The 13,023-nt window shown below is 61.8% G+C and carries 8 protein-coding genes and 2 tRNA genes; 3 read left to right on the top strand and 7 right to left on the bottom strand.

Features of this window, described 5'->3' with window-relative positions:
- Nucleotides 1–21: 21 nt before the first annotated feature.
- Both VRB54_RS19050 and recJ read left to right on the top strand, forming a co-directional pair.
- Nucleotides 22–564 (top strand): YaeQ family protein, encoded by a 543-nt coding sequence (locus VRB54_RS19050; RefSeq protein ID WP_003238901.1) that lies wholly within the window; start codon nucleotides 22–24, stop codon nucleotides 562–564.
- An 80-nt stretch (nucleotides 565–644) separates the two neighbouring features.
- Nucleotides 645–2,354, top strand: coding sequence for a single-stranded-DNA-specific exonuclease RecJ (gene recJ, locus VRB54_RS19045; protein WP_338478381.1), 1,710 nt, complete (start codon nucleotides 645–647; stop codon nucleotides 2,352–2,354).
- 144 nt (nucleotides 2,355–2,498) lie between these two features.
- Here the strand turns inward: recJ and VRB54_RS19040 are convergent, their stop codons facing one another.
- The 4 genes from VRB54_RS19040 to VRB54_RS19025 all read right to left on the bottom strand — a co-directional run bounded on the left by VRB54_RS19040 (nucleotide 2,499) and on the right by VRB54_RS19025 (nucleotide 7,114).
- Complete coding sequence (locus tag VRB54_RS19040) at nucleotides 2,499–3,779, bottom strand: virulence factor family protein (protein ID WP_338478380.1); 1,281 nt, start codon at nucleotides 3,777–3,779, stop codon at nucleotides 2,499–2,501.
- Nucleotides 3,779–6,421 (bottom strand): bifunctional lysylphosphatidylglycerol flippase/synthetase MprF, encoded by a 2,643-nt coding sequence (mprF, locus tag VRB54_RS19035; RefSeq protein WP_057007228.1) that lies wholly within the window; start codon nucleotides 6,419–6,421, stop codon nucleotides 3,779–3,781. Before mprF ends, VRB54_RS19040 begins: the two co-directional genes overlap by 1 nt.
- A gap of 279 nt (nucleotides 6,422–6,700) precedes the next feature.
- Nucleotides 6,701–6,777: transfer RNA gene (locus tag VRB54_RS19030), tRNA-Met, on the bottom strand.
- Between the two features lie 260 nt (nucleotides 6,778–7,037).
- Nucleotides 7,038–7,114 (bottom strand) — tRNA-Met (locus tag VRB54_RS19025).
- Between the two features lie 279 nt (nucleotides 7,115–7,393).
- On the opposite strand from VRB54_RS19025, the gene dinB reads away from it, so the two are divergent.
- Nucleotides 7,394–8,452, top strand: a complete 1,059-nt coding sequence (dinB, locus tag VRB54_RS19020; RefSeq protein WP_338478379.1) for a DNA polymerase IV — start codon at nucleotides 7,394–7,396, stop codon at nucleotides 8,450–8,452.
- Nucleotides 8,453–8,582: 130 nt separating this feature from the next.
- Here dinB and VRB54_RS19015 read toward each other — a convergent pair whose 3' ends face one another.
- From VRB54_RS19015 to VRB54_RS19005, 3 genes are all read right to left on the bottom strand, one after another.
- The gene (locus tag VRB54_RS19015) at nucleotides 8,583–9,536 is read right to left on the bottom strand and encodes a hypothetical protein (RefSeq protein WP_338478378.1); all 954 of its coding nucleotides are present in this window, start codon (nucleotides 9,534–9,536) and stop codon (nucleotides 8,583–8,585) included.
- A gap of 20 nt (nucleotides 9,537–9,556) precedes the next feature.
- Entirely contained in the window at nucleotides 9,557–11,272 is a 1,716-nt protein-coding gene (locus tag VRB54_RS19010) for a proline--tRNA ligase (RefSeq protein ID WP_338478377.1), read from the bottom strand.
- 194 nt (nucleotides 11,273–11,466) lie between these two features.
- The gene (locus VRB54_RS19005) at nucleotides 11,467–12,999 is read right to left on the bottom strand and encodes an AmpG family muropeptide MFS transporter (RefSeq protein ID WP_338478376.1); all 1,533 of its coding nucleotides are present in this window, start codon (nucleotides 12,997–12,999) and stop codon (nucleotides 11,467–11,469) included.
- Nucleotides 13,000–13,023 lie beyond the last annotated feature (24 nt).

Genomic DNA, 13,023 nt, shown 5'->3' with positions numbered 1-13,023 from the left:
CCTGTCTCTAGAAGCCCGTTCATGGCCCAGCCGTCCACGACCTACAAATTCGAACTCAACCTCACCGACCTTGATCGTTCGGTGTACGAGAGCGTCAAACAGACCATCGCCCGCCACCCTTCGGAAACCGAAGAGCGCATGACCGTGCGCCTGCTGGCCTACGCCCTCTGGTACAACGAGCAACTGGCGTTCGGGCGCGGCCTGTCGGATGTTGACGAGCCAGCCCTGTGGGAAAAAAGCCTGGATGACCGAGTGTTGCACTGGATCGAAGTCGGCCAGCCGGATGCCGACCGCCTGACCTGGTGCTCGCGCCGTACCGAACGCACCAGCCTGCTGGCCTATGGCAGCCTGCGTGTGTGGGAAGGCAAGGTGGTCCCTGTGGCCAATAACCTGAAGAACGTGCACATCGCCGCCGTGCCCCAGGAAATCCTTGAGGTGTTGGCCAAGGACATGCCACGGGTGATCAAGTGGGACGTGATGATCAGTGAAGGCACGATCTTCGTCACCGACGACCGTGGTCAGCATGAAGTGCAATTGCAGTGGCTGGTTGGCGAGCGCGGTTGAAGAGTTGCAGCCGCAAGCTTGAAGCTTGAAGCTTGAAGCTTGAAGCTAAAAAATCCCCCCTAGAGATCCCATCCCGTCCCATGCGTATCGATCCCCGCCCGTTGCCCGCTGTCCTGCCGTTTCTCGGTGATCTGCCACCGCTGTTGACCCGCCTTTACGCTGCGCGCGGGGTGCGCTCCGAGGTCGAGCTGGATAAAAGCCTCAAGCAGTTGATTCCCTATCAGCGGCTCAAGGGCATCGACGCGGCGGTGGACTTGCTGGTGGTCGCCCTGGAGCAGCGCCAGCGCATCCTGATCGTCGGTGACTTCGATGCCGATGGCGCCACTGCCAGCACCGTGGGCACCCTGGGCCTGCGCTTGCTCGGCGCGGCCCATGTGGACTACCTGGTGCCCAACCGTTTCGAGTATGGCTACGGCCTGACCCCGGAAATCGTCGCCGTGGCGCTGCAGCGTAAGCCGCAGTTACTGATCACCGTGGACAACGGCATTTCCAGCGTCGAAGGCGTGGCGGCGGCAAAGGCGGCGGGGCTCAAGGTGCTGGTCACCGACCACCACTTGCCAGGTGACGAACTGCCGGCGGCCGACGCGATCGTCAACCCGAACCAGCCGGGCTGTGAATTTCCCAGCAAGGCCCTGGCGGGCGTCGGCGTGATCTTCTATGTGCTGATGGCCCTGCGTGCGCGCTTGCGCGACCTGGGTTGGTACGCGAACAAGCCGCAGCCGAACATCGGTGATCTGCTCGACCTGGTGGCCCTGGGCAGCGTCGCCGACGTGGTGCCGCTGGATGCCAACAACCGCATCCTGGTGCATCAGGGCTTGGAGCGCATTCGCGCCGGTCGCGCCCGGCCGGGGATCAAGGCGATCCTGGAAGTGGCCAAGCGCGACGCGGCGCGCATCACCTCCACCGACCTGGGGTTTATCCTAGGCCCACGGCTCAACGCCGCCGGCCGCCTGGACGACATGAGCCTGGGCATTGAATGCCTGCTCACCACCGACATTGCCGCCGCCCGGGAAATGGCCGCACAGCTGGACGGCATGAACCAGGACCGCAAGTCCATCGAGCAAGGCATGCAGCGCGAGGCCCTGGCCCAGCTCAAGGACCTGCCGGTGGAGTCGATGCCCTACGGTTTGTGCCTGTTCGACCCGGAGTGGCACCAGGGCGTGATCGGCATCCTGGCCTCGCGCATGAAGGAGCGCTATTTTCGCCCGACCATCGCGTTCGCCGATGCGGGCGATGGCCTGCTCAAGGGCTCGGGCCGTTCGGTGCAGGGCTTTCACATCCGTGACGCGCTGGCCGTGGTTGCCAGCCAGCATCCCAACCTGATCGCCAAATACGGCGGCCACGCCATGGCGGCGGGGCTGACATTGCCCGAGGCGAACTTCCCGTTGTTTGCCCAGGCGTTCGATGCCGAAGTGCGTCGGCAACTGCGCGAAGAAGACCTCACCGGTCGCCTGCTGACCGACGGCACCCTGGCGGTGGAAGAATTTCACTTGGAACTGGCCCGCGCGCTGCGTCATGCCGGGCCGTGGGGGCAGCACTTTCCCGAGCCGGTGTTCCATGGTGTGTTCCAGCTGGTGGAGCAGCGCGTGGTGGGCGAGCGGCACCTGAAAGTGGTGCTCAAGAGCGAATGCGGCTCGGTGAAGCTCGACGGCATTGCATTTGGGGTGGACCGTGAGGTCTGGCCGAACCCGACGGTGCGTTGGGTGGAGTTGGCCTACAAGCTGGATGTGAACGAGTTTCGTGGCAATGAAACCGTGCAGCTGATGATTGCCCACATCGAACCGCGATAAATTTCAGCCTCACCACAAACAAATGTGGGAGGGGACTTGCTCCCGATAGCGGTGAATCAGTCAACACATCATTGACTGACACCTCCGCTATCGGGAGCAAGCCCCCTCCCACATAAACCCTCTTCTACATTGGGTTTTGCGTCATTACTCGGCTTTGGCCTGGTGCTTGACGATGATATCCACCAGGCGCTTGGCCAGCGCTGGATAGTTCTCATCGAAGTGATGCCCGCCCGGCAATTTCAACGCCTCACCTACCGCCGTCTTGTCGGTGCAGCCGCTCTCGTCGACTTCTTCGGCGCCATAGATGCACACCACTTTCTCCGGTGGCAGCTTGGCCATTTCCGGACCGGTGGCGGCCTCTTTGCCGGCGTTGCCCAGCCAGCCTTCCACTTCGATTTCAAAGCTGCCAGTGCGGGCGAATGCCAGCAGGATGATTGCATCGACCCGTTGCTGTTCGTTTTCCGGCAGGCGGTTGTAGATCGCCGGCAGTACGTCGGCGCCGAACGAATAGCCCGTCAGCACGAAGCGCTTGGTGCCCCATTTCTGTCGGTAGTGCTGCATCAGCTCGGTGAGGTCCTTGGCGCTCTGTTCCGGGCTCTTGTGCTGCCAGTAGTAGCGCAGGGTGTCGATGCCCACGACCGGGTAGCCGATCTTGGCCATTTCACCGGCCACGTCGCGGTCCAGGTCGCGCCAGCCGCCGTCACCGGAGAGGAACAGCGTGACGGTATCCTTGGCTTGACCGGCGGGCACTTCGACCACCGGGATGGCGAGGCCGCCGTTGTCTGAGCCCACCAGTTGCTTGCGCAGCTCGTTGTTCAGCACTTGCGGGTAATGGATGTCGTAGTCGCTGATGCTGGTGGTGGCGCGCGGTGTATCGCGTACGAAGCTGGCGCTTTCATCGTCAGGGTTATCGTTCCACGCCACCAGCCAGTTGCCATGGGCGGCGGTTTTCGGCAGCGGGTCCTTGCAGCCTTCCTGCACCAGGGCGAAGCCGACGGAGATGGCGTTGGCCTTGTCATCGTTCTGAGTGGCCAGCCAGCGCCAGGCGAGGGCGGCGCCAGGGCCGATGCCGCTGACCAGAGTCGCGGGGCCCTTGAGCTGACCCAGGGCGTTTTGCAGCGCCTGTTCCTGCAGCTTGCAATCGTCCTTGGGCAGGATCACCTGAACGATCTGCGCCTTGCCGCCCTGGCTCAGGGCGATCAACTGGCTGTCGGTGAGGGTATCGTCCGCCGGCACGGCCACGGCCACACGGGCTTTGGCAGCGGTGGCGGGGGTCACAAGGGTCATCACCGTGCCATCGGCCTGGGGCATCTGCTCCAGCACCGGCTGCGGAGCAGGGCGGGTCCAGTACCAGAAGCCGCCGCCTGCGATCAGAGCGAGCAGCACCACGATGGCCAATACATACCGCCAGGAACGTCGAATCATCAGCGTTTCACCAATCCAGTCAAGCCGCCCGCGATCAGGGCGGCGGTATCGGCCAGTGCCACCAGCGGATCAAGTCCGGCGGGCACGGCCATATAACGAGGTTCCCAGTCAGGCTGGAATTTGTCTTTGAAACGGCGCAAGCCTTGGAAGTTATACAACTGCTCGCCACGGCGGAACACCATCGAACCCAGGCGCTGGGTCAACGGTGCGCCACGGCGGGGTTGCAGGCCCGACAACGGCACCATGCCGAGGCTGAAGCGGGCGTAGCCGTGGTTCTTATAATGCTGGATCAGGCCGACCATCATGAATTCCATGGTCAGTTTCGGCGCGTCGGGGTGCGCGCGCATCAGGTCGAGGCTGGCCAGATCGTGGTTGTAGGTCTCGAGCAAATTGGCGAAGGCCACCGGGCGCCCTTCGAAGCGAATGATCGCGATGCGAAAGTGCTTGAGGTAGTCGTCGCTGAAGCGCCCCAGGGAAAACCCTTTTTCGCGCACATTCTTGCCGGTCAGCCAGGCGTCGGAGATCACCTTTAGCTCGTCCATTGGCGCCTGGCCCGGTTCGAAGATCTCCAGGGACAAGCCGTCGCGAGTGCCGCGGTTCCAGGTGTAGCGCAGGTCCTTCATCTCTTTGCCCTTGGCTTCCAGGTCAAAACGTTTGAGGTCGACCCGGGCTTCTTCGCCCAGCTTGATCGCGGTGAGGCCTATGTCCATGTAGTACGGCAGGTTTTCGGCGCGCACCTGATAGAACACCGGCCGCGCGTGGTGGATGTCGCACAGGTCGCGGAATTGCCAGATCATTTCGGCGCGCGGCTGGGTCGGCCCGATGGGGTCGTACAAGGCCACCAGGCTGCGGCCACGACGGGCATACATGAGGAAGGCTTCGTCGTTGGGGTGGAACAGCAGCGCCTTGTCGCCGGTCAGTGCCAGGCCGCCGTCGGGTTGCGATGAGGCCATCAGGATTCGAGTGGCGCGCTCCAGTTCGTCCGGGGTCGGCAGGTGAATGATCGGGCGGGCGGTACGCAGCAGCCAGGTCAGCGAAACGATCACCAGCAGTACGGCGGCGCCCAGCAGCGAGCGCAGGCCGCGCGGCGCGTTGGCGTCGAGGGTGAACTGCCACCACAGCTGATGGCTGTAAGGCACATCCTGATAGGCAAACAGCAGCAGCCAGATCGACGCGCCCAGTACGCACACGCTGGCCACCAGGTACAGCGGCGAGAACGGCAATTCGGTGAGGCGGCTGGCACGGTAGAACGAACGGCGGAAGATCGCCAGCAGCACCGCTGTCATGGTCATCAGGCTGGCTTCTTCCCAGTCGAAACCCTTGAGCAGCGAGAGCAGGGCGCCCGTCAGCAACAGCACCATGGTCAGCATCCAGGCGGCCGACAAGCGCCGACGCAAGCCCTGGGCCAGCAACAGGCAGAGCACGCCGATCAGGCTGGCGCCGAAGTGCGAGGCGTCAATCAGGCGGTGGGGAATCAGGAAGCCGATGTTTTCCAGGCGTGAGTCGATTTCGGGCGTGGCGCCGGAGAACAGCAGGACCACGCCGGACAAAAAAACCAGTACGGCCAACACTGGCGCCGCCAGCCCTGAAGCAACCCGCAGACTCTGCTGGGTCTGGAACAGGCGCTGGGCTTCATTGACCAGCAGGAACACACAGGCGATCAGCAGCGGCAGCACCACGTAGATCATGCGATACAGCAGCAGCGCGGCAGCCAGGGGTGCAGCGCCGAGCTTGTCGGCAAACGCCGCCAGCAGGATCGCCTCGAACACCCCGACCCCGCCCGGTACATGGCTGAGTACGCCGGCGGCCAGGGCCAGCAGGTACACCAGCAGGAACGGGCCGAAAGGCGGTGCTTCCGGCAGTAACAGGTAAAGGACGGTGGCGGCTGCGGCCACATCCAGTGCGGTGATGATCAACTGCAGGAAGGTCAGGCGACGACCCGGCAGGCGCAGGGTGCGGCGTCCGGCCCTGACCAGCAGGTTGTCCGGGTAAGGCTGTTCCGGCAGGCGACGGCGGTAGATGCCGATGCACAGCGCGGCCGACAACAGCAGCACGGCGCCGGCCACACCGCCGAGCAGGCTTTGCGGCAAGTGCAGGTAGGTCGAAGCCGCCGGCAGGTTGCTCAAGGTGGCGAGGGCAGCCAGCGGTGGCAGTGCGCAGCCAAGGGCAAGGCTGGCGAACACGGTCATGTGCGCGACTTCCGAAGCACCGACGCCGTGGCGTGCATATAAACGGTAACGCACCGATCCGCCGGAGAGCATCGACAGGCCAATCGCGTTGCCGATGGCAAAGGCGGTAAAGCCGCCGAGGGCCAGGGTCTTGGCAGGCAGCTTCACCCCGGCATAGCGTGCGCCGGAAAACTCATAGCCCAGCAGAATGATAAAGCCGGCGACGGCCGCGCCGAACGCACCGAGCAGGGCGGGCCTGGGCACTTCCAGAATCGAATCATGGAGCGCGTAAAGGTCCAGCTCCAGCAGCAGATGCCGACAGGCGATCAGGGCGATAGCGAACAGCAGCAAGGTCACGGCCAGCCCGATGGGCTGACGGTATTTGCTCAACAGATCCAGCCAGCGCAAACGGCCGGGAGCGATCGGTTGTTCTGCTGTGACGGTCTCTTGTGGTTCAGACGAGTTGGCGCGCATCAATCACCTCGTGGATTGTGCGCGACAGGATGGAGGTATCCAGCCAAGTTACCAATCCCTATGGACAAAATAAGTACAAATATTAACGCGGAACACCGGGGGCGGCGACAGCGGCCATTGGTCGTAGAGGGTAATGCTTGAACATTGAGCATAGCGTGCAATGAGATGGACTCAACAAACCGTGTAGGGTTTCATGAAAGATGCCAGGTCATTGTTTAAAAAGAACTTTTTCACCGGATACAAAAAAGGCCACTCTTTCGAGTAGCCTTTTCTGATGTTTGGTTGCGGGAGCCGGATTTGAACCGACGACCTTCGGGTTATGAGCCCGACGAGCTACCAGACTGCTCCATCCCGCGTCTGTGGGCGGCATTCTACAGCCCAGCGACAAGGTGTCAACCGTTAATGGGCGGATGCGGCAAATAAGTGTGATTAATCCACTCATATCGCCTAAGTGCTCGATTGAAAACACTTTTATGGCGAGCGGGGGTGTGTGGCGAGTGGGCTTGCCCCGCGTCGGCCTGCCAGGCCGTCCGCTTCGAATAATGCGCGGTCCAGTTGTTGATAAAACAGACACGCACAAAAAAGGCCACTCTTTCGAGTAGCCTTTTTTGATGTTTGGTTGCGGGAGCCGGATTTGAACCGACGACCTTCGGGTTATGAGCCCGACGAGCTACCAGACTGCTCCATCCCGCGTCTGTGTGTCGGCATTCTACAGAGGAACGCGAGTGTGTCAACCCGTAAATTGAAGAAAAGCGCTTGTGGTTCAATCGGTTAGCTCTCCATTGGGGCGCTGTGGGCCGCGCCGGCCCAGTATGGCCGGGGCTCTCAGCTCTATCGGTGGCGATGATTCGATTGAGAAAACACATTCATCAGGTAAATTTCCTACCGCTCAGGCGGAAGAATCAAACTACTGGTGCTATATACAGGGGTGAGTGCGATACTGGCCGCCCGTTGAAATACACCCCTGTTTATATGACGCAGCGCAAAATCATCCACGTCGACTGTGATTGCTTCTACGCCGCCATCGAGATGCGCGATGACCCGAGCCTGGCGCAAAAACCGTTGGCCGTGGGTGGCTCGACGGATCGACGCGGAGTGATCGCCACCTGCAACTATGAAGCGCGGGCCTACGGGGTGCGCTCGGCGATGTCGTCACGCCACGCCCTCAAACTGTGCCCGGACCTGACCATCGTCAAGCCGCGCATGGACGCCTATAAAGAAGCCTCGAAGGAAATTCAGACGATCTTTCGCGACTACACCGATCTGATCGAACCGTTATCGCTGGACGAAGCCTACCTCGACGTGTCCGACAGCCCGCATTTTGGCGGCAGCGCCACCCGAATTGCCCAGGACATCCGCCGCCGCGTCTCCAATCAACTGCATATCACCGTGTCCGCCGGGGTGGCGCCGAACAAGTTTCTGGCCAAGATCGCCAGTGACTGGAAAAAACCCAACGGTCTGTTTGTGATCACCCCGGATCAGATCGAAGACTTTGTCTCCCAGTTGCGCGTGAGCAAACTGCACGGCGTGGGCAAGGTCACTGCCGACAAGCTGGCGCGCCTGGGAATCGAGGACTGCCTGCAACTGCGTGAGTGGAACAAGCTGGCGCTGGTGCGCGAATTCGGCAGCTTCGGTGAGCGCTTGTGGAGCCTGGCCCGTGGGATTGATGACCGCGCCGTGCACAATGACAGCCGGCGACAGTCCATCAGTGTGGAAAATACCTTTGATACGGACCTTCCCGATCTTGCCAGTTGCCTGGCCAAACTGCCCGAGCTGATGGAAACCCTGGCCGGGCGCATGGCGCGCATCGACAGCAGCTACCGTGCGGGCAAGCCGTTCGTGAAGGTGAAGTTTCATGACTTTACCCAGACAACCCTGGAGCAGGCCGGGGCAGGGCGGGATCTGGAGAGTTATCAACAGCTGATGACGCAGGCGTTCAATCGTGGGGGCAAGCCGGTGCGGTTGTTGGGGATTGGGGTGCGGTTGCTCGACCTCAGCAACGGTAATGAACAGTTGGAATTCTCCTGGTAGAAACCCGGAGCAAAATGTGGAAGGGGGCTTGCTCCCGATAGCGGTGGATCAGTCAGCTTATATATAGCTGACCCACCGTAATCGGGAGCAAGCCCCCTCCCACATTTAGATTTACAGCGTTTGCGAAAACTCAGCGAGCGCCGGGATCCGCCACCAAACGCCCCGCATCCTTGGTCAGCGCCTGCAGAAACTCCTGCTGCAACTCCGGGTCATTGCGGGTCAGTTCGATCAGGCTCTGCTCCAGCTCGCTGGCTTCTTCTTCCAGGCCCAGTTCCGACAGGCGCTTGACCCGGTGCACCCACTGGCTCACTTCGTCATCTTCCAGGTCGTCGAAAATCAGCCCGTGGGCTTCCAGCAACTTGCCGCGCAGGCCGCTGCTGACTGCCAGGGAAGCATCCGAATGCACATCGTCCTGGCCATCCTGCACGTTGATCAGCAGGGTGGTGATGTGGTTCAGGTCCTGTTCGGCGAACGGGCTGTCCAACAGGTTCAGGCGCAGCACGCCGTTGCGGTCGGTGGTCAGCTCGTGGGTCTGTCTGCCGGCGGTGACCTGCACCGGGCGCTCGCTCCACGGCAGGCTCGAATACTCCAGGCGCTTGTCGCGCTGGACTTCATCGATGCCGGCGAGGTTTTGCTGCGCACGGCCGTGGGATTGCACGTTCATGAACGGGTTGAGCCCGTCCACGCCGTAGATCAGCCAGTCGTGGGTCATGCTGTCAGGCAGGTTGCCGAGGGCGAAGATATTCGCCACGTTGGCGCCCGCGCCCGCCACCAGGGCGACCGCACCCAGGGGCATCTCATAGAGTTTGCGCCAGGGCTGGTAGGGCGTGTAGCGGTCGTAGCGGCGGGTGACTTCGAATTCGGTGACTTCGAAGGTCTTCTGCTCGTGAATGCGAACCCGGCGCTGCGGCAGCTCCAGCACTTTGGGCTCGCCTACATCGATCTGCAGGCTGTGATCGAGCAACTTACGCTCGACCCGCTCCTCGTGCTCACTGCGTTGTGACATCTGGTTGGCGCAGCCGCTGACCAGCAGGGCGCCGCACAAGGCGGCGCCCCCCAGGGCTCTGGTGTTTCGCTTGAACATGACTTCTCTTGATATGGTTTTCAGCGACGAATACGCGCCTGAAGGAAAGACAGCACGTCAGCCACCGGCAACGGTTGGGCTTCGGCTTCGGTCCGGCTCTTGTATTCCAGATTGCCATCGGCCAGGCCGCGGTCACTGACCACGATCCGGTGCGGGATGCCAATCAGTTCCATGTCGGCGAACTTGATACCCGGGCTGGTCTTCTTGTCCCGATCATCCAGCAGCACTTCGAAACCGGCGGCCGTGAGTTCGGCATACAGTTTGTCGGTGGCTTCGCGTACTTGCTCGGTTTCGTAGCGCAGCGGCACGAGGGCAACCTGGAACGGCGCCAGGGCGTCACTCCAGATGATGCCCTTGTCGTCGTTGTTCTGCTCGATGGCAGCCGCCACCACGCGGGAAATACCGATGCCGTAGCAGCCCATTTCCAGGGTGATCGGCTTGCCGTTCTCGCCCAGCACTTCGCACTTCATCGCCTTGCTGTACTTGTTGCCCAGCTGGAAAATGTGCCCGACTTCGATGCCGCGCTTGATTTCCAGGGTGCCCTTGCCATCCGGGCTCGGGTCGCCGGCCACCACGTTACGCAGGTCGGCCACGGTCGGAATGGGCAGGTCACGCTCCCAGTTCACGCCGAAGTAGTGCTTGTCGTCGATGTTGGCGCCGATGGCAAAATCGCTCATCAGTGCAACCGAACGGTCGATGATGATCGGCAGCGGCAGGTTCAGCGGGCCGAGGGAACCGGCACCGGCGCCAATGGCGTCGCGCAGTTCGGCATCGGTGGCCATCACCAACGGGCTGGCCACGCCAGGTTGCTGGGCAGCTTTGATTTCATTGAGCTCGTGATCGCCACGGATCACCAGGGCGATCAGTTTGCCTTCTTCCTCGGCACGCACGATCAGGGTCTTGATGGTCTTTTCAATCGGCAGATTGAATTTTTCCACCAGGGCCGCGATGGTCTTGGTCTCGGGCGTATCCACCAGGCGCAGTTCTTCAGCCGCCGCAGGGCGGGAAGTTTCCCGTGGCACGGCCTCGGCTTTCTCGATGTTCGCCGCGTAATCGGAACCGTTGCTGAAGGCGATATCGTCTTCACCTGATTCGGCCAGTACGTGGAACTCGTGAGAGCCGGCGCCGCCGATGGAGCCGTTGTCCGCTTCAACCGGGCGGAATTTCAGGCCCAGGCGCGTGAACACGTTGCAATAAGCCTGGTGCATGCGGTCATAGGTGACCTGCAGCGAGGCCTGGTCGGCGTGGAACGAATACGAGTCCTTCATGATGAATTCACGGCCGCGCATCAAGCCGAAGCGCGGGCGGATCTCGTCACGGAATTTGGTCTGGATCTGATACAGGTTCAGCGGCAGCTGCTTGTAGCTGCTCAGCTCGTTGCGCATCAGGTCGGTGATGACTTCTTCGTGAGTCGGGCCGGCGCAGAAATCGCGGCCATGACGGTCCTTGAAGCGCAGCAACTCAGGGCCGTACTCTTCCCAGCGCCCGGATTCCTGCCACAGCTCAGCCGGTTGGGTGCTCGGCATCAACACTTCCAGAGAACCGGCGGCGTTCATCTCTTCGCGAACGATGGCCTCGACCTTGCGCATCACCTTCAAGCCCATGGGCAGCCAGGTGTACAGGCCCGAGGCCAGTTTGCGGATCATGCCGGCGCGCAGCATCAGTTGATGGCTGATCACAACCGCGTCGGAAGGCGTTTCTTTCTGTGTGGCGAGCAAATATTGACTGGTACGCATGGTAGGCCGTTGTCGGTTGCTTGGACTTGAAATGACTTGGGATTGTACGGGCGCTTGCTGCCGGAGTACAGGCATCAGAAAGGGAGGGCTTCAGGTGGGAGCTGGCTTGCCGGCGATGGCATCAACGCGGCGTGCCTGATGTACCGAGGTGTCTGCATCGCAGGCAAGCCAGCTCCCACATTGACCGAGGCGTGTCACTCTTCGGCGGGAGGATTCAATCGCGCCCGCCGATTCTCCTGATACCAGTGCAGCGCAATCAGCAGCAGCGTCGGCACCCCCAGCATGCAGGTGATCAGGAAGAAGCTGTGATAGCCGAACTTCTCCACCATCACGCCCGAGTACCCGCCGATCAGGCGTGGCAGCAGCAGCATGATCGAACTGAGCAGGGCGTATTGCGTGGCGGAGAACTTGAGGTTGGTCAGGCTCGACAGGTAGGCCACGAATGCCGAGGTCGCCAGGCCCGAACTGAAGTTATCCAGCGAGATGGTGAAGATCAGCATCTGCAGGTCGGGGCCCATGTCGGCGAGCATCACGAACAGCAGGTTGGTGGCGGCCGAGGCCACGCCGCCAATGAACAGGATCGGCAGGATGCCGAACCGCACAATCAGCAGCCCGCCCATGCCGGCGCCGAGCAGCGTCATGATCAGGCCGAAGATCTTGCTGACTCCGGCAATCTGATCCTTGGTGAAGCCCTGGTCGATGTAGAACACGTTGGCCATCACGCCCATCACGGTATCCGACATGCGATAGGTGGCGATCAGCCCGAGCAGCAGTAATGCCTGCCAGCGGTAGCGCAGGATGAAGTCGTTGACCGGTGTGAGCACCGGCGCCAGGCCTCGGCGGCCCATGGTCGACAGGCACAACGCGGTCAGGGTGATGTAGAGAATGGCGCGCAGGAAGGCGCGGTCTTCCATCAACAATTGCCACAGGCTTACGCCCTGGAACAGCACGCTGGCGAAATCGGTGTTGTACAACTGGGTGAACATCGCCGGCACCGACACCAGCAGCACGATCAATACAAATACCGAGACCAGTTGATGCGCAAAACTGTAGCGCCCCGCCTGCAACTGGGTACGCAGCGGTACGTTGGGTTCGCGCATGAACAGGGTGGTCAGCAGCGCCGGCACCATCAGCGCGCCGAACAGCACGTAGGTGCCGGTCCACGCCGAATGCTTATAGTTGAAGCCCGTTGAGCCGAAACCCTCTGCAAAGAACAGCGCGCCTGCGGTGGCGAGCAGGGCAGCAATGCGATAACCGGACATATAGCTGGCGGCCAGGGCGGCCTGGCGGCTGTCGTCGGCGATTTCCAGGCGATAGGCATCCACCGCAATGTCCTGGGTGGCCGACGCGAACGCCACCACCACCGCAATCGCGATCAGCCACGACAAATGTTTTTGCGGGTCGCAAAAGCCCATGCCGATCAATCCGAGGATCACCAGCGATTGGGCGAGGACCAGCCAGGAGCGACGACGTCCGAGTTTGCCGAGCAATGGCAGGCGCCATTGGTCGAGCAGCGGCGACCAGACCCATTTGAAGGCGTACGCCAGGCCGATCAGGCTCGCATAGCCGATGGTCTCACGGGCCACACCGGCCTCGCGCAGCCACACCGACAGCGTTGAAAACACCAACATGTAAGGCAGGCCGGCGGCAAAGCCAAGCAACAACAGGACAAGCGTCGAAGGGCTGGCATAGGCGGCGAGCGCGGCGCGCCAGGTTTTACGGGGCATGGGCTGGAGTCTGCCTCAGATTCA

The organism is Pseudomonas trivialis (genome assembly GCF_036864995.1).
GTDB lineage: Bacteria > Pseudomonadota > Gammaproteobacteria > Pseudomonadales > Pseudomonadaceae > Aquipseudomonas > Aquipseudomonas trivialis.
This window is presented reverse-complemented; position numbering and strand designations above follow the sequence as displayed.